A 17,748-nucleotide genomic window follows, 5' to 3' on the forward strand; every position below is an offset into this window, starting at 1 on the left:
AAAATGGTGCAAAAGCGGTAGTTTGCCATAACCCTGATAGAGAGAGAAAAAGAAAGCTCAGTTTATTGTCTGAATTTTCAAAATATTCACTCGCTGAATTGTCATACAAGGCGCTATTCTAGTTTGTGATGTTTTTTCGCCACCACAAGGAGTGGAAAATGTCTTCCATGACAACAACTGATAATAAAACCTTTTTGAATGAACTTGCCCGTCTGGTCGGTTCTTCATACCTGCTCACCGATCCCGCAAAAACGGCCCGCTATCGCAAGGGCTTCCGCTCCGGTCAGGGTGACGCGCTGGCCGTTGTTCTTCCAGGCTCGCTACTGGAATTGTGGCGAGTACTGAAAGCCTGCGTCACCGCCGACAAAATTATTCTGATGCAGGCCGCCAATACCGGTCTGACCGAAGGCTCGACACCAAATGGTAACGACTATGATCGCGATATTGTGATCATCAGCACCCTACGCCTCGACAAACTGCACGTTCTCGGCAAGGGCGAACAGGTGCTGGCGTATCCTGGCACTACGCTCTATTCGCTGGAAAAAGCCCTCAAACCATTAGGCCGTGAACCGCACTCGGTGATTGGTTCGTCGTGTATAGGCGCATCGGTCATCGGCGGTATCTGTAACAACTCCGGCGGCTCACTGGTGCAGCGTGGTCCGGCGTATACCGAAATGTCGTTGTTTGCACGCATTGATGAAAACGGCAAACTGACGCTGGTCAACCATCTGGGGATTGATCTGGGCGAAACGCCGGAGCAGATCCTCAGCAGGCTGGATGACGATCGCATCAAAGAGGATGATGTGCACCACGATGGTCGCCACGCCCACGATTATGACTATGTTCATCGCGTGCGTGATATCGAAGCCGACACACCTGCACGTTATAACGCCGATCCGGATCGCCTGTTTGAATCCTCCGGTTGCGCCGGAAAACTGGCCGTCTTCGCCGTGCGTCTCGACACCTTTGCAGCGGAAAAAAATCAGCAGGTGTTTTATATCGGCACCAACCAGCCGGACGTGCTGACCGAAATCCGCCGCCATATTCTGGCTAATTTCGAAAATCTGCCGGTTGCCGGCGAATATATGCATCGGGATATCTACGATATCGCGGAAAAATACGGCAAAGATACCTTCCTGATGATCGACAAGCTAGGCACCGACAAGATGCCGTTATTCTTTAATCTCAAGGGACGTACCGATGCGATGCTGGAGAAGGTGAAGTTCTTCCGCCCACACTTTACCGATCTCGCAATGCAGAAATTCAGTCATTTGTTCCCCAGTCATTTGCCACCGCGCATGAAAAGCTGGCGCGATAAATATGAACATCATCTGCTGTTAAAAATGGCGGGCGATGGCGTGGGCGAAGCCAAATCCTGGCTGGTAGATTTTTTCAAACAGGCCGAAGGCGATTTCTTTGTCTGTACGCCGGAAGAAGGCAGTAAAGCGTTTTTACACCGTTTCGCGGCGGCAGGCGCAGCGATACGTTATCAGGCCGTGCATTCCGATGAAGTCGAAGACATTCTGGCGCTGGATATTGCTCTGCGGCGTAATGACACCGAGTGGTATGAACATCTGCCGCCAGAAATCGACAGCCAGCTGGTGCATAAGCTCTATTACGGGCATTTTATGTGCTACGTCTTCCACCAGGATTACATCGTTAAGAAAGGCGTGGATGTGCATGCGCTGAAGGAACAGATGCTGGAATTGTTACGCCAGCGCGGCGCGCAATATCCTGCCGAGCATAACGTCGGTCATTTGTATAAAGCACCGGAGACGCTGCAAAAGTTTTATCGTGAAAACGATCCGACTAACAGTATGAATCCAGGGATCGGTAAAACCAGTAAGCGGAAAAACTGGCAAGAAGTGGAGTAAATACGGCTGGATGCCTGATACGCAAGCACCGTATCAGGCATGGGCATCGAATGCCGGATGCGGCGTAAACGCCTTCTCCAGCCTACGGGCGCGTCTCGTTTGTAGGCCTGATAAGATGCGCAAGCATCGCATCAGGCACTGCACAATCGAATGCCGGATGCGGCGTAAACGCCTTATCCGGCCTACGGGCGCGTCACATTTGTAGGACTGATAAGATGCGCAAGCATCGCATCAGGCACTGCACAATCGAATGCCGGATGCGGCGTGAACGCCTTCTCCGGCCTACGGGCAAGCAAACTTAATCGTTCTGTGCCGTCTGCCCTGCCGCCGCCATCTGGGCGGCTTTTTGTTTTTTATAACTCAACGCCGCTGCCGGAACGGGCATCACTTTGCCGGTTTCAATCCATGTTCGCAGGCGGCTGGCATCGGCAAAATGGGTATATTTGCCAAACGCATCCATCACCACCAGCGCCACTGGTTTATTATTGAAAACCGTGCGCATCACCAGGCAATGCCCTGCGGCATTGGTAAAGCCCGTTTTGGTTAGCTGGATATTCCAGTTATCGCGATACACCAGATGGTTAGTATTGCGGAATGGCAGCGTATACGACGGATTAGAGAAGGTCGCCATATCTTCACGGGTGGTACTTAACTGACCGATCAACGGATATTGTTTGGTAGCAATCAACAATTTGGTCAGATCACGGGCAGTCGAAACGTTATGCACTGATAGCCCGGTCGGTTCAACGAAGCGCGTGTTATTCATCCCGAGAGCTTTTGCTTTCGCATTCATTGCTTTAATAAATGCGTTATAACCGCCAGGATAATGATGTGCCAGGCTCGCCGCCGCGCGGTTTTCCGAAGACATCAACGCCAGCAGCAGCATATCTTTACGGCTGATTTCACTGTTCAGTCGTACGCGCGAATAGACCCCTTTCATCTCCGGCGTCTGGCTGATGTCTACTTTTAGTTTCTCATCCAGCGGCAGTCGTGCATCCAGCACAACCATCGCAGTCATTAATTTGGTGATTGAGGCAATCGGACGCACCAGATCCGGGTGGTTCGAATAGATCACTTTGTTGGTATTAAGATCAACAATCATCGCACTACCGGAAGCAATTTCCGGCTGCGAAGCGGTGGTAGCGGCTGCCGTTTTCGCAGCGGCCTGCGGTGCAAAAGGCACAGCCAGCATCAGGGCCAGGCTAAATAAAGAAACTCGAAATTTCGGCATGATGAGCATTCAAATAGTGGTTCACGCGCACGGGTTGCGCACCGCCGGAGTAAGGATTTACTGAGGCTAGCGAAGCCATCATAACGAGCAAAAAGTGCGGTCGTCAAAGGAGAATCGTGAGGAAATGCTGCATTGCTGACATTTACGCCAGCAATGCAACGCAAAAGAACTTTCTAGAACAGACGATAACCGTACCCCCAAAGTATGACGGTAAGGGCGAGCAGGACTTCCAGTACCAGCACACCAATCGCCAGTGTCGAACTGGAGAAGCTAAGACCTTCCTCTTTGTTGATATTCAGGAAGCTTGGAATACCGAGATAAAGCAGATACCCCGTGTAAAACAGCGCCACCGTGCCAACCAGAGCACACAGCCAGACCAGCGGGTAAAGCGCTACCAGACCGCTGAGAAACAGCGGCGTCGCGACGTATCCCGCGAAGACCATACAGTGCGCAAGCGACGGGCGCTGTGGGTAATTGCGCGCCATCCACCAAATGACCCGCCCCATCACCGCGACCCCAGCCAGCATCACGCCATAAAACAAGACAGCCAACGCCAGTCCGGTAAACCAGGATAACTTCAGGATAGTGCCATCGCCAAAATTCCAGCCGATTTGCGTGGTGCCAATGAAGGCGCAAATCACCGGAATCGCCGCCATCAGCAAAACGTGGTGGGTGTAGTGGTGAGAAATCGTTTCGTTTTCACGATTAATTACCTGCATTTCACGATCGGGATGGGAAAACAGTCCCCAGACATGGCTCATACCGCCCCCTTGTTGTGAGTTCTTGAACCTGACAGTTCAAGTATAAGTCAGCTTGTGATTATTTTTTGCGCGATCACTAAATTAGTGCACTGCCCTGCGGGGCTTTTTCTGCATGAATGATTTACTGGGTGTATGCTTACAGGCAACCAAAGGGAGACAGACTGACCTATGGATATTAATACGCTTATTTCACAATATGGTTATGCCGCGCTGGTACTTGGCAGTCTGGCTGAAGGTGAAACCGTCACCTTGCTCGGTGGTGTTGCCGCGCATCAGGGGCTGCTGAAATTCCCGTTGGTGGTACTTTCCGTAGCACTTGGCGGCATGATTGGCGACCAGGCGCTTTATCTGTGTGGACGGCGGTTTGGCGGCAAGCTGTTACGACGTTTATCAAAACATCAGGACAAAATTGAACGGGCGCAGAAGCTGATCCAACGTCATCCGTATTTGTTTGTTATTGGTACACGTTTTATGTATGGCTTTCGGGTGATTGGTCCGACGCTGATTGGCGCTAGTCAGCTACCGCCGAAAATATTTCTACCGCTGAATATTCTCGGCGCATTTGCCTGGGCGCTGATTTTTACCACCATTGGCTACGCAGGTGGCCAGGTGATTGCGCCGTGGTTGCACGAACTTGACCAACATTTGAAGCACTGGGTTTGGTTGATTCTGGTTGTGGCTCTGGTGGTTGGTGTTCGCTGGTGGCTGAAACGGTGCGGGAAATGAAACGCCGGTGAGGTCCAACGTTTCTCTGCTTAATACTTGATAAATGAGACATCAACCGCGTTTATAGCCCCCGCCCAGCGCACTGGTGAGTTGAATGGAGGCATCCAGCCATTGCCCTTGCAAAAGCAGGCCGTTGGCTCGTTCGCGAAGCGCCGGAATTCTGGCTTCACTGACGCGGGAACCCGCAATGATGCCCGCGTTAAATCGCGCCTGTGCCAGCCCCACCACTCGCATGGCATCGCGCTCAATTTGTGCCTGATGCTGGTTTTTCTCTGCCAGTATCTGCACCTGACTCGCCGCCCGCGCCACATCGTTCACCGCCTCGACCACTGCTTTGTTGTAGTTGGCAATCGACAAGTTGCTTTCGGCTTTCGCAATATCAAGATTGGCATTAAGTCTGCCGCTGTCGAATATTGGCAATGTCAGCCCCGCCGTGACGCCCATCTGTTGGGCGGAACTACGAAAAAGATCGCTTAAATGCAAGGCATCCTGTTGCAGGAAGGCCATCAGATTGATGTCGGGATAAAATGCCGCTTTTGCTGCGTCGATGGTACTTAACGACGACTCGACATACCAATGCGCCGCCTGCAAATCTGCCCGCCGGGCCAGCAAGGAATATCCCAGTTCATCAGGAAGCTGGCTTGCCACTTTCGGCAACGTGACCGGATGCAGCTTCAATGCGCTTTTCTGATGGTTGGTGAGCGCACTTAATCGCGCCTCGATAATTTTCATTTTACCCGCGACATCGTTGAGCTGTTGCTGGGTTTTACTGGCATTAATATCGGTTTCCACACCTTCAACCGAAGAGGTAATTCCACGCTGATAGAGCTGGCGATCGGTCGCAATAATGGTGTTCTGCTCTTTTTCGATTTGCAGCAAAACCGTGTTCAACGCCGCCTGAGTTTGCCAATCCCAGTACAAACGGGCCACGCTGCCAGCCAGCAATTGCCGGGTCTGCTCACGTTCAGCCGCCCGTGCTTTAACATTCCCCAGGCGAGCAGTAACTTCCGCCCGATTCTTTCCCCAAATATCAAGATGCCAGCCCGCCGTTAAACCAAAAGTACCGTTGGTATACCACGGCCCCGTGGTACCGGCAGCAGGATCGTTCAGGGCAAACGGTCCCATTAAACCTTCAGCCGACATTTTTTGCCGTTGCATATCCGCAGAAAAATCTACCTGCGGGCCATCCTGGGTCGCTGCTGCTTTCGCCTGCGCTTCAGCCAGTTGAATGCGCTGTTCAGCCACCTGCATATCCGGCGCGTTCTGTATTGCATTATTAATTAAGGAAGTGAGTTGATTATCGTGGTATTCCAGCCACCACTGGCTGTCTGGCCAACCGTTTTTCAATGCCGCAGGTAACGCAGTGTCCACTTGCGTGGCAGGCGTTTGCAGGTTTAACGCCTGACGAGTTTCGTGCACAGGCGCACACCCAGCCAACAAAATTAAAAGCGGAAAACAGAAGCTTGCTGCATTAAATGAATCACGATTCATGGGGAATAATCAGGTAAGCAACGGTGCGCGGAGATTACCGTGTGCGGCGAAATATTTTTTAGTTTCACGTGGCAATACATCAGCGGAAATAAAACGACATATCCAGAAAAATATACAATAAGTGAATGATATCCTCTGATTTATCTTAATCGTTTATGAATGACGGCAAAGAGTTTCATTTTTTCCTATACTTATTCAGCACTCACAAATAAAGGAACGCCAATGAAAATTATACTCTGGGCAGTATTGATTATTTTCCTGATTGGGCTACTGGTGGTGACTGGCGTATTTAAGATGATATTTTAAAATTAATTAATGTCATCAGATTCGAAAATAACGAGAATATTTCAGTCTCTCATCCTGTTGCGCTCCTGTCATGTGCATTGCTTCATATAATCACTGGCGCAAGGAGCGCGCAAGGGGCGGCCAATCGCCGCCGCCCCCTGCACCCCCGGGCTCTGGCGAACAAAATCGCCGCTGCGCGGTGCCCTCGGCTTATCCCTTACGGCTACCGGGTCGGGCGCGAGGTAACATCCCTGTAAGACGCGCCCTCAGCCCACATCCATGTGGGCTGCCCCGGCCTTCAGGGAACGCCTCGGCGATTTTGACGCCACCAAACAACCGTGCGGCCTATTGATAAAGAGCTAACACATTGTCAAAAAAACATCACTATAGTTTTTTAGAGTTTCTCGATATCAATTGCCTGAATAGCCCTTGCAATATCAGGGGAATTATTCAACACCCGCACATGCTGAAATAATCCCGTTGCTTCATCATATTCTTTACGTAAATAACTCAACCACTGCTTGATCCGCGCGACGTGATATAACCCGGTATCCCCCTGTTTCTCCAGACGGGTATACTTTTGCAGCAATGCAACGACCTCCGGCCATGGCATTCGCGGTTCGTTATATTTCACCACCCGACTCAGGTTGGGAATATTGAGCGCCCCGCGCCCAATCATCACCGCGTCGCAGCCGCTGATAGCCATGCATTGCTGCGCACTCTGCCAGTCCCAGATTTCACCATTGGCAATTACCGGAATATTCAGCCGCTGGCGAATCTCGCCAATCGCCCGCCAGTCAATATGCTCCGCGCGGTACCCCTGCTCTTTTGTCCGCCCATGCACCACCAGCTCCGTAGCGCCAGCCTGTTGAACAGCATCGGCAATTTCAAATTTTTTCTCGCCACTGTCCCAGCCCAAACGCACTTTCACGCTGACGGGCAAATGCGCCGGTACGGCTTCGCGCATCGCTTTCGCGCCCTGGTAGATGAGTTCGGGATCTTTCAGTAACGTTGCCCCACCACCGCTGCCGTTAACCGTTTTCGACGGGCAGCCGCAGTTAAGATCCACGCCCCAGGAACCTAATTCCACCGCACGGGCGGCGTTCTCTGCCAGCCATTGCGGGAACTGCCCCAGCAACTGTATGCGCACCAGCGTACCTGAAGGAGTACGGCTGGCGTTTTGTAGCTCAGGACAAATGCGATGAAAAACTTTTACCGGCAGCAGTTGATCCACCACGCGAACAAACTCAGTGATGCACAGATCGTAGTCGTTAACTTCGGTCAGCAATTCGCGCACCAGAGAGTCAAGTACCCCCTCCATTGGCGCCAGTAACACACGCATATCATCACCCGCAAAAAAATGAGGCGCTATGTTAGCGCCTCCGGTCAGCGGATTAAAGGTCTGCCGAGTGAGATTGCTGCAAAGCTGCAATCCCTCTCTATGCTTGATCTATGACAAGCACGCTTTCTGTTGCAAAAAAGCAGATTTGCCTGAGTTCGCTGCTCACATCGTCATACCCAGGCGCGAAAAATAGCGATGAATTCTTAATGTGATCTGTAGCACATTTTATGAATTAATTGTATGATGAATCCATCTCATCTGGGGTGTTGATTATGAGTAAGACACTGAACATTATCTGGCAATATTTACGCGCTTTCGTCCTGATTTATGCCTGCCTGTATGCAGGCATTTTCATTGCATCCCTGCTACCGGTAACCATTCCGGGCAGCATTATCGGGATGCTGATCCTGTTTGTCCTGCTGGCCTTGCAAATTCTTCCGGCGAAGTGGGTCAATCCGGGGTGTTACGTTTTAATTCGCTATATGGCGCTATTGTTTGTGCCGATTGGCGTAGGCGTAATGCAATATTTTGATTTACTACGCGCGCAGTTTGGCCCAGTAGTGGTTTCCTGTGCAGTCAGTACGCTGGTGGTTTTTCTGGTGGTGAGCTGGAGTTCTCAACTGGTGCACGGTGAACGTAAAGTCGTAGGTCAGAAAGGATCAGAAGAATGATGGCAAATATCTGGTGGTCATTACCGCTGACGTTGATTGTCTTTTTTGCCGCCCGCAAGCTGGCGGCGCGGTATAAGTTTCCCTTGCTTAACCCGTTGCTGGTGGCAATGGTGGTGATCATTCCTTTTTTAATGCTAACCGGCATCTCTTACGACAGCTACTTTAAAGGTAGCGAAGTGCTAAACGATCTGCTGCAACCGGCGGTCGTCGCACTGGCCTATCCTTTATATGAACAGTTGCATCAGATCCGCGCACGCTGGAAATCAATCATCACCATCTGTTTTATCGGCAGCGTGGTAGCGATGGTGACTGGGACTTGCGTGGCATTGTTGATGGGGGCTTCACCGGAAATTGCTGCGTCAATATTACCGAAATCGGTCACTACGCCAATTGCGATGGCTGTCGGCGGCAGTATTGGCGGTATTCCGGCAATCAGCGCAGTTTGTGTCATTTTCGTCGGGATCCTCGGCGCGGTCTTTGGTCATACGTTACTTAATGCGATGCGTATTCGTACCAAAGCGGCGCGCGGTCTGGCGATGGGGACAGCTTCCCATGCCCTCGGTACGGCGCGCTGCGCCGAGCTGGATTATCAGGAAGGCGCATTTAGTTCGCTGGCGCTGGTGTTATGCGGGATTATTACTTCGCTGATCGCGCCGTTCCTTTTCCCAATTATTCTGGCAGTAATGGGCTAAAATTTGCGATGCGTCGCGCATTTTTGATGTACGTTTCACTTGTTGCATAATTAATGAGATTCAGATCACATATAAAGCCATAGCAGGTTCGTAAACTGTTATCCCATTACATGATTATGAGGCAACGCCATGCATCCACGTTTTCAAACTGCTTTTGCCCAACTTGCGGATAACTTGCAATCTGCGCTGGAACCTATTCTGGCAGACAAGTACTTCCCCGCTTTGTTGACCGGGGAGCAAGTCTCTTCGCTTAAGAGCGCAACCGGGCTGGACGAAGACGCGCTGGCTTTCGCACTGCTACCGCTGGCTGCGGCCTGTGCGCGTACGCCATTGTCGAATTTTAACGTTGGCGCTATTGCACGCGGCGTGAGTGGTACATGGTATTTCGGTGCCAATATGGAATTTATTGGTGCAACAATGCAGCAAACTGTTCATGCCGAACAAAGTGCTATCAGCCACGCCTGGTTAAGCGGTGAGAAAGCTCTCGCGGCCATCACCGTTAACTACACGCCTTGTGGTCACTGCCGTCAGTTTATGAATGAACTGAACAGCGGTCTGGATCTGCGTATTCATCTGCCGGGTCGCGAAGCGCACGCACTGCGTGACTATCTGCCGGATGCCTTTGGGCCAAAAGATCTGGAGATAAAAACGCTGCTGATGGACGAGCAGGATCACGGCTTTACGCTCACTGGTGATGCGCTTTCTCAGGCAGCGATTGCCGCGGCAAACCGTTCGCACATGCCTTACAGTAAGTCACCAAGCGGTGTAGCGCTGGAATGCAAAGACGGTCGTATTTTCAGCGGCAGCTACGCTGAAAACGCCGCATTCAACCCGACTCTGCCGCCGTTGCAGGGTGCGTTAATTCTGTTGAATCTCAAGGGTTATGATTACCCGGATATCCAGCGCGCGGTTCTGGCAGAAAAAGCCGATGCGCCGTTGATTCAGTGGGATGCAACCTCAGCAACGCTGAAAGCTCTCGGTTGTCACAGTATCGACCGCGTTCTTCTCGCTTAAGCCTGGTGCCGGATGTGGCGTGAACGCCTTGTCCGGCCTACAGGTCTGGCACGCTGATAAGCGTTGCCTCAGGCTTGTCAGTGCTCTCCTGATGTCGAAAATCCCGGCAAACAGTTTACCGTTTCTTGCGCAAAAGCAGCGGGTAAAGTAGCCTGATAAAAATTTCCCGAGATCGAGTCTTCTGCATGTTAAAGCGTCTGTTCTACAGCCTGTTAGTCATGATCGGCTTGCTGCTGTTGACTGTGCTCGGCCTCGATCGCTGGATGAGCTGGAAAACCGCGCCTTATATCTACGACGAGTTGCAGGATCTCCCCTACCGTCAGGTCGGCGTGGTGCTTGGCACAGCAAAGTATTATCGCACCGGAGTCATTAATCAGTATTACCGCTACCGTATTCAGGGAGCGATTAATGCCTATAACAGCGGTAAGGTGAACTATCTATTACTTAGCGGCGATAACGCGTTGCAAAGTTATAACGAGCCGATGACCATGCGCAAAGATTTAATAGCCGCTGGCGTCGACCCCTCTGATATTGTTCTCGATTACGCGGGCTTCCGAACACTGGATTCCATCGTACGCACGCGCAAAGTGTTCGATACTAACGATTTCATTATTATCACCCAGCGTTTTCACTGTGAACGGGCATTATTTATCGCTTTACATATGGGTATTCAGGCCCAGTGTTATGCCGTACCATCGCCAAAAGATATGTGGTCTGTCCGTATTCGCGAATTTGCCGCCCGTTTCGGCGCGCTGGCTGACCTTTATATTTTTAAACGTGAGCCGCGCTTTTTAGGTCCATTGGTCCCTATTCCGGCAATGCATCAAGTGCCGGAAGATGCGCAGGGCTATCCCGCCGTCACGCCCGAGCAGTTACTTGAATTACAAAAGAAACAAGGAAAGTAGTTATGGATGTACAGCAGTTTTTTGTCGTTGCCGTTTTTTTCCTAATCCCTGTATTTTGTTTTCGCGAAGCGTGGAAAGGCTGGCGTGCTGGCGCGATTGATAAACGGGTTAAAAATTCGCCGGAACCGGTGTATGTCTGGCGCGAAAAAAATCCGGGACTCTTCTTTGCTTATATGGTGGCGTATTGCGGTTTCGGAATTTTATCTATTGGCATGATTATTTATCTTATTTTCTATCGTTAATATTTCCCTCTCCAGATAATTATTGAGAATAATTATTACTTCGCCTGATAAGCTGCGGATATCACATTCTTAACCGCGGCTATTTGTGAATCCTTTCACAGTTTAAATTTCCCCGCACGCTTAGCCTTAATATCAATACATTATTATTCACTAAACGCTCGCCTTAATTACCTATAGCATTAAGGAAGATCACATGCCGCAACAAAATTATCTGGATGAACTCACTCCGGCTTTTACGCCTTTACTGGCGATTAAAGAAGCCTCTCGCTGTTTATTATGTCACGACGCGCCCTGTAGTCAGGCTTGCCCGGCGCAAACCGATCCGGGAAAATTTATTCGCTCAATTTATTTTCGTAATTTTAAAGGTGCTGCCGAGACAATTCGCGAAAATAACGCGCTCGGTGCCGTTTGCGCCAGAGTATGCCCGACGGAAAAATTATGCCAGCGCGGTTGTACACGAGCCGGTGTCGACGACCCAATTGATATTGGCCGCTTACAGCGTTTTGTTACTGATTTCGAACAGCAAACCGGAATGGAGATTTATCAGCCCGGTAGTAAAACACTCGGCAAAGTGGCGATTATTGGTGCAGGCCCTGCCGGGCTACAAGCGAGTGTGACACTGACCAACCGGGGATACGACGTCACGATTTATGAAAAAGAAGCACAGCCAGGTGGTTGGCTGCGTAATGGCATTCCGCAATTTCGTTTGCCGCAATCGGTGCTGGATGCAGAAATCGCCCGTATCGAAAAAATAGGCGTGACCATTAAGTGCAATTGCGAGATTGGTAAAACACTCCCCCTGGAGCAACTTAAAGCGGAAAACCGAGCGGTACTGGTGACTGTTGGTTTATCGCGCGGGGCCACCCTGCCGCTGTTTGAGCATAGCGATGTTGAGATCGCCGTCGATTTCCTGCAACGCGCACGCCAGGCACAAGGCGATATCAGCGTCCCGCAGAACGCATTAATTATTGGTGGCGGCGATGTCGCAATGGACGTTGCCAGCACGCTGAAAGTTCTTGGTTGCCAGGCGGTGACCTGCGTTGCGCGTGAAGAGTTAGATGAGTTTCCGGCAAGCAAGAAAGAGTTCACCAACGCTCAAAAATTGGGTGTATCGATTATCGATGGCTTTACGCCAGTGGCTGTAGACGGCAATAAAGTGACGTTTAAACATGTTCGTTTACCGGGCGAACTGACGATGGCTGCGGACAAAATTATTCTCGCTGTAGGTCAACATGCCGAACTTGCCGCTTTTTCCGCACTGGAACCACAGCGCAACACCATCGAAACGCAAAATTACCAGACCCGCGACCCGCAACTGTTTGCCGCTGGCGATATTGTTGAGGGTGACAAAACCGTGGTTTATGCAGTGAAAACCGGGAAAGAAGCCGCCGAGGCGATTCATCATTATTTAGAGGGAGCTTGCTCATGTTAACGAAAGATCTTTCTATTACCTTTTGCGGCGTGAAGTTTCCCAACCCGTTCTGCCTCTCTTCTTCGCCGGTTGGCAATTGCTACGAGATGTGCGCCAAAGCCTACGACACCGGCTGGGGGGGCGTGGTGTTCAAAACGATCGGCTTTTTTATCGCTAATGAAGTCTCACCGCGTTTTGATCATCTGGTGAAAGAAGATACCGGTTTTATCGGCTTCAAAAATATGGAGCAGATTGCTGAACATCCGTTGGAAGAGAATCTGGCCGCCCTGCGTCGGCTGAAAGAAGATTACCCGGACAAAGTATTGATCGCCTCGATCATGGGGGAAAATGAGCAGCAGTGGGAAGAGCTGGCGCGTCTGGTACAAGAAGCTGGCGCGGATATGATCGAGTGTAACTTCTCCTGTCCGCAGATGACCTCCCATGCGATGGGTAGCGATGTCGGGCAAAGCCCGGAGCTGGTAGAAAAATATTGTCGGGCAGTGAAACGTGGTTCCACGCTGCCAATGCTGGCGAAGATGACGCCGAATATCGGTGATATGTGCGAAGTGGCGCTGGCGGCAAAACGCGGCGGCGCAGATGGCATTGCAGCGATTAACACCGTCAAATCCATCACCAATATCGATCTTAATCAGAAAATCGGTATGCCGATCGTCAACGGTAAATCGAGTATTTCCGGTTATTCCGGTAAAGCAGTGAAACCGATCGCCCTGCGCTTTATTCAGCAAATGCGCACGCATCCAGAGCTGCGCGATTTCCCGATCAGTGGTATCGGCGGTATTGAAACCTGGGAAGATGCGGCGGAGTTTTTATTGCTCGGCGCGGCAACCTTGCAGGTGACCACCGGCATTATGCAGTACGGTTATCGCATTGTGGAGGATATGACGAGCGGGTTGTCGCATTACCTTGCCGATCAGGGATTTGATTCGTTGCAAGAGATGGTAGGTCTGGCGAATCACAATATTGTCCCGGCGGAAGATTTAGACCGCAGTTATATCGTTTATCCCCATATCAATCTTGATAAATGTGTTGGCTGTGGACGCTGTTACATTTCCTGTTATGACGGCGGTCATCAGGCGATGGAATGGAACGAGAAAACGCGCACGCCGCATTGTAATACCGAAAAATGCGTTGGTTGTTTGCTTTGCGGTCATGTTTGCCCGGTGGGTTGTATCGATCTCGGGGAAGTGAAGTTTAAGAAGGGAGAGAAAGAACACCCGGTAACGTTGTAAAACCAGCATTTGGCACCGATTGCCGGATGCGGCGCATCCGGCAATACCCACATTCATATCACTTCTTACGCGCGTACTTCAGTGAATCCAGCGCCACGGCGAAGATAATAATCGCCCCTTTGATGATGTACTGCCAGTACGGGTTTACGCCGATGTACGTCAGGCCATAGTTAATGACCGTAAAGATAATTACCCCGGTCACTACACCAATGACCGTCCCCACACCGCCGCTGAACGATACGCCGCCCACCACGCACGCCGCGATAGCATCCAGCTCATACATGAAGCCGAGGTTGTTGGTGGCAGAGCCGATACGTCCGGCTTCTAACATCCCGCCGAAGGCATAGAACACGCCAGACAATGCGTAGATCATCAGCAGGTTCAGGCCAACGTTGACACCAGAAACTTTCGCCGCTTCCGGGTTACCGCCAATGGCAAAAATGTTCTTACCGAAACGGGTTTTGTTCCACAGCACCCAGACGAAGGCCACCGCAATCAGGGCGTAGAAGGTGATGTAAGAGAGACGGAAGCTCCCCAGCGCAATAAAGCCCTGGGCAAAAGTGGAGAAACCACTGTCAAAACCAGAAATAGGCGACGCACCAACAAAGTCGTAATAGAGCGAGTTAATGCCATAAACGATGATCATCGTACCGAGAGTGGTTATGAACGGCGTTACGTTGAGATAGGCGATAATCAGCCCGTTGATCAAACCGATAACCGCGCCAATAGCACAGACAATCAGAATAACCAGCGCAATCGGCATCGTCGCCATTTCCGGGAACACTTTGTTGGCGTTATCCATGGACTGCAATAACGTCGCCGCTACAACTGCCGCCAACCCCACCTGACGACCAGCGGAAAGGTCAGTCCCCTGGGTGACAATTAACCCTGCAACGCCGAGCGCAATAATAATACGCACCGATGACTGGGTGAGAATATTACTTAAGTTCAACAGACTTAAAAATGTTGGGTCCTGGAAAATAATAATCGCCAGCAAAACTAAAAGAACGACGTAAATACCGCCCTCTTTCAGGTAAGTAAGAAAACTTTTCTTATTTAACGCACTCATGGGAAGCCCCTAATCTTAAAGGTGCAAAGACGCAAGACGCAGAATTTCGTTTTGCGTTGTTGTTTTTGTATCGACAATTCCGGAAACGAGGCCATTGCTCATAACCAGAATACGGTCTGTTATCCCTAACAACTCTGGCATTTCAGAGGAGATAATAATAATCCCCTTGCCTTTCTTCGCCAGTTCGGCAATTAACTGATAAATTTCAAACTTCGCCCCAACATCAATACCGCGCGTTGGTTCGTCGAGCATTAATATTTCCGGTTGCGTCAGTAACCAACGACCAATAATCACCTTTTGCTGATTACCACCTGAGAGCGAACCAATTTGCGTCCGATGACCTGGCGTTTTTACCCGCATCGAATCAATCACCCACTGGGTATCGCTTTTCATCCGCGAGTTATCCAACAAGCCCACTTTATTTTTGTAGTTGCGAATATTGGAAATTAATGAGTTAAAGCCAATATCCAGATAGGCATAAATTCCCGTTGAACGGCGTTCTTCAGTTACTAGTGCAAATCCGTGGTTAATGGCTTCGTTGGCATTATGGTTATTGATCTTTTTGCCATGCAACGTAATGGTGCCAGCAGATTTCTCGCGAATGCCAAATAATGTCTCAACAATATCGGTACGTTTCGCCCCCACCAGCCCGGCAATACCGAGGATCTCCCCTTTATGCAGGTCAAACGAGACATCGCGAATCGATGGCTGGCGTAGTGACGTCAGGTTACGCACTTCGAGGATCACTTCGCCCGGCTTGTTTTCTTTATCCGGGAAACGCTGGTTAAGAGAACGACCAACCATCATGGCGATGATCTTGTCCATCGTCAGCCCTTCCAGCGGTTCGGTAGCGATCCACTGACCGTCGCGCAATACGGTGACTTCATCACATAACTGGAAAATCTCTTCCATTTTATGCGAGATATAGACAATACCGCAGCCGCGTTCTTTTAATTTACGAATAATAGTAAACAGATGATTGACCTCTTTTTCGGTTAACGAAGAAGTCGGTTCATCCATAATCACAATTTTCGCGTTATAGGAAAACGCTTTAGCAATTTCGATCATCTGCATTTGCGAAACGGATAATGTGCCGACGCGCGCACGCGGATCGATATCAATATCCAGTTCATCAAAAATCGCTTTAGTTTCGCGGTACATTTTGTCCTGATCAACAAACATGCCTTTGGTGGGATATCGCCCCAGCCACATGTTGTCCATCACCGAACGTTGTAATACCAGGTTTAACTCCTGGTGTACCATCGAAATACCATTTTCCAGTGCTTCTTTGGCAGAATGAAAATCGATCTCTTTACCCTGGAATAAAATGGTGCCGGCATCTTTTTGATAAATACCAAACAGGCATTTTAATAATGTTGATTTTCCCGCGCCGTTTTCCCCCATTAATGCATGGATAGAATGTGGCCGGACATTTAAATTAACGTTATCAAGTGCCTTAACACCGGGAAAGGACTTGTTGATACCGCTCATTTCCAACAAGTATTCACCTGATGACGGAGTCGTTGAGCTGACCATATAATTTTACCTTGTTGGTCATACAATAAGGGCGCAATAAACTATTGCGCCCGTTCAGTCTTATTTCTTGCTGAATTCAGCCAGGTTATCTTTGTCTACGCCAACATAAGGTACGCGAACCACTTTGTTGTCGATTTTCCAGTTGGTGCCGTCAGCGGCGCCCTTGCCATCGGCCAGGTTTTTCGCCAGATCAAAAGTCGCTTTCGCTTGGTTGTTGGCATCATTCAGTACGGTACCCGCCAGCGCACCGGATTTCACCAGCGCCAGAGCTTCTGGCAGCGCATCGACGCCAAACACCGGAATGCTGGACTTGTTGTGTGCTTTCAGCGCTTCAACCGCACCCATTGCCATCGCATCGTTGTTAGCAATAACCACTTCGATTTTGTTGGCGTTCGGGCCAGACAGCCAGGCGTCCATCTTATCTTTCGCCTGAGCAGTGTCCCACATAGCGGTATCTAACTGTAACTGTTCAGTTTTGATGCCTTTGTCGTTCAGTTCTTTAATCACGTAAGTGGTGCGTGCTTCTGCGTCCGGATGGCCCGGCTCGCCTTTCAGCAGTACGAACTGAATCTGACCGTCTTTGTTCAGATCCCACCCCTGATTCGCCGCCCAGTGTTTAGCAATCAGATCGCCCTGGATAATGCCGGACTCTTTGGAGTCAGTACCAACGTAGTAGGCTTTGTCGTAGCTATCCAGTGCCTTACGGGAAGGTTCTTTGTTGAAGAAAACCACCGGCACGTTTTGCCCGCGCGCTTTCTCAATCACCGTACCCGCAGCTGCCGGGTCAACCAGGTTGATTGCCAGCGCCTTCACCCCTTTCGCCAACAGCACGTCAATCTGATCGTTCTGCTTGGACTGGTCATTCTGTGAATCATTCATCAGCAACTGGACGTCTGGTGCTGCTTTCGCATCCTGTTCGATAGCCTTACGCACAACAGACATAAAGTTATCGTCATATTTATAAATCGTCACACCAATACGGGTATCAGCAGCGTGTGCAGCGGCGCCGAATAACATGCTGGCCATCACAGCAGACAGGGTTAACACCTTCTTATTCATGGTATCTCCGGTTTTTCTTATGCAGGGTAGTGCTTGAGATAAATGCTCGGCGGGCCAGTATGGTTAATGAAGTGTTACTGAACGCCGAAGCTCATTTTTAAAAATCCGTTCGTCCATGCCCGGTAACGCTCCATAAAACGGCTCTAATTGTTGTTATGACGCCATAACCTCGATAAAAGCGATTATTCG

17 protein-coding genes are annotated in these 17,748 nt (G+C 50.3%); 10 read left to right on the plus strand and 7 right to left on the minus strand.

Annotated features, from left to right (window positions below):
* Positions 1 to 158 precede the first annotated feature (158 nt).
* Complete coding sequence (gene dld / locus D9734_RS09485) at positions 159 to 1,874, plus strand: D-lactate dehydrogenase (protein WP_130207040.1); 1,716 nt, start codon at positions 159 to 161, stop codon at positions 1,872 to 1,874.
* 298 nt (positions 1,875 to 2,172) lie between these two features.
* On the opposite strand, the gene pbpG is transcribed toward dld, so the two are convergent.
* Entirely contained in the window at positions 2,173 to 3,105 is a 933-nt protein-coding gene (pbpG, locus tag D9734_RS09490) for a D-alanyl-D-alanine endopeptidase (RefSeq protein ID WP_130207042.1), read from the minus strand.
* A gap of 173 nt (positions 3,106 to 3,278) precedes the next feature.
* Positions 3,279 to 3,866, minus strand: coding sequence for a Yip1 family protein (locus D9734_RS09495; protein ID WP_001295454.1), 588 nt, complete (start codon positions 3,864 to 3,866; stop codon positions 3,279 to 3,281).
* A gap of 168 nt (positions 3,867 to 4,034) precedes the next feature.
* On the opposite strand from D9734_RS09495, the gene D9734_RS09500 reads away from it, so the two are divergent.
* Positions 4,035 to 4,592, plus strand: a complete 558-nt coding sequence (locus D9734_RS09500; protein WP_130207044.1) for a DedA family protein — start codon at positions 4,035 to 4,037, stop codon at positions 4,590 to 4,592.
* A 51-nt stretch (positions 4,593 to 4,643) separates the two neighbouring features.
* On the opposite strand, the gene mdtQ is transcribed toward D9734_RS09500, so the two are convergent.
* Positions 4,644 to 6,083, minus strand: coding sequence for a multidrug resistance outer membrane protein MdtQ (mdtQ, locus tag D9734_RS09505; RefSeq protein ID WP_130207047.1), 1,440 nt, complete (start codon positions 6,081 to 6,083; stop codon positions 4,644 to 4,646).
* A 222-nt stretch (positions 6,084 to 6,305) separates the two neighbouring features.
* Here mdtQ and yohP point away from each other — a divergent pair, with 222 nt between their 5' ends.
* Positions 6,306 to 6,389 carry a small membrane protein YohP gene (gene yohP / locus D9734_RS23525; protein ID WP_000691708.1) on the plus strand — a complete coding sequence of 28 codons (84 nt, stop codon included), beginning with the start codon at positions 6,306 to 6,308 and terminating at the stop codon, positions 6,387 to 6,389.
* Between the two features lie 373 nt (positions 6,390 to 6,762).
* Here yohP and dusC read toward each other — a convergent pair whose 3' ends face one another.
* Entirely contained in the window at positions 6,763 to 7,710 is a 948-nt protein-coding gene (gene dusC / locus D9734_RS09515; protein ID WP_130207049.1) for a tRNA dihydrouridine(16) synthase DusC, read from the minus strand.
* 272 nt (positions 7,711 to 7,982) lie between these two features.
* On the opposite strand from dusC, the gene D9734_RS09520 reads away from it, so the two are divergent.
* The 7 genes from D9734_RS09520 (at position 7,983) to preA (ending at position 13,895) form a co-directional block, all read left to right on the plus strand.
* On the plus strand, positions 7,983 to 8,381 hold the full coding sequence (locus D9734_RS09520) for a CidA/LrgA family protein (RefSeq protein ID WP_001295452.1): 399 nt from the start codon (positions 7,983 to 7,985) through the stop codon (positions 8,379 to 8,381).
* Positions 8,378 to 9,073 carry a CidB/LrgB family autolysis modulator gene (locus D9734_RS09525; protein WP_130207051.1) on the plus strand — a complete coding sequence of 232 codons (696 nt, stop codon included), beginning with the start codon at positions 8,378 to 8,380 and terminating at the stop codon, positions 9,071 to 9,073. Before D9734_RS09520 ends, D9734_RS09525 begins: the two co-directional genes overlap by 4 nt.
* Positions 9,074 to 9,202: 129 nt before the next feature.
* Positions 9,203 to 10,087 (plus strand): cytidine deaminase, encoded by an 885-nt coding sequence (cdd, locus tag D9734_RS09530; protein ID WP_130207053.1) that lies wholly within the window; start codon positions 9,203 to 9,205, stop codon positions 10,085 to 10,087.
* A gap of 185 nt (positions 10,088 to 10,272) precedes the next feature.
* The gene (gene sanA, locus D9734_RS09535) at positions 10,273 to 10,992 is read left to right on the plus strand and encodes an outer membrane permeability protein SanA (RefSeq protein ID WP_130207054.1); all 720 of its coding nucleotides are present in this window, start codon (positions 10,273 to 10,275) and stop codon (positions 10,990 to 10,992) included.
* Positions 10,993 to 10,994: 2 nt separating this feature from the next.
* Positions 10,995 to 11,234, plus strand: coding sequence for a DUF2542 family protein (locus tag D9734_RS09540; RefSeq protein ID WP_130207056.1), 240 nt, complete (start codon positions 10,995 to 10,997; stop codon positions 11,232 to 11,234).
* A 193-nt stretch (positions 11,235 to 11,427) separates the two neighbouring features.
* Positions 11,428 to 12,666, plus strand: a complete 1,239-nt coding sequence (locus D9734_RS09545) for an NAD(P)-dependent oxidoreductase (RefSeq protein WP_130207058.1) — start codon at positions 11,428 to 11,430, stop codon at positions 12,664 to 12,666.
* Positions 12,660 to 13,895 carry an NAD-dependent dihydropyrimidine dehydrogenase subunit PreA gene (preA, locus tag D9734_RS09550; protein ID WP_130207060.1) on the plus strand — a complete coding sequence of 412 codons (1,236 nt, stop codon included), beginning with the start codon at positions 12,660 to 12,662 and terminating at the stop codon, positions 13,893 to 13,895. The genes D9734_RS09545 and preA overlap by 7 nt, the downstream gene beginning before the upstream one ends.
* A gap of 58 nt (positions 13,896 to 13,953) precedes the next feature.
* Here the strand turns inward: preA and mglC are convergent, their stop codons facing one another.
* From mglC to mglB, 3 genes are read right to left on the minus strand one after another with little or no spacing between them, the layout of a single operon-like run.
* Positions 13,954 to 14,964, minus strand: coding sequence for a galactose/methyl galactoside ABC transporter permease MglC (gene mglC / locus D9734_RS09555; RefSeq protein ID WP_001275110.1), 1,011 nt, complete (start codon positions 14,962 to 14,964; stop codon positions 13,954 to 13,956).
* Between the two features lie 15 nt (positions 14,965 to 14,979).
* Positions 14,980 to 16,500: a galactose/methyl galactoside ABC transporter ATP-binding protein MglA gene (gene mglA, locus D9734_RS09560; protein WP_130207062.1), complete on the minus strand. Its 1,521-nt coding sequence runs from the start codon at positions 16,498 to 16,500 to the stop codon at positions 14,980 to 14,982.
* Positions 16,501 to 16,560: 60 nt separating this feature from the next.
* Complete coding sequence (gene mglB, locus D9734_RS09565) at positions 16,561 to 17,559, minus strand: galactose/glucose ABC transporter substrate-binding protein MglB (RefSeq protein WP_001036964.1); 999 nt, start codon at positions 17,557 to 17,559, stop codon at positions 16,561 to 16,563.
* Positions 17,560 to 17,748: the final 189 nt, after the last annotated feature.

This window comes from Escherichia sp. E14S1, assembly GCF_004211995.1.
Taxonomy (GTDB): Bacteria; Pseudomonadota; Gammaproteobacteria; order Enterobacterales; family Enterobacteriaceae; genus Escherichia.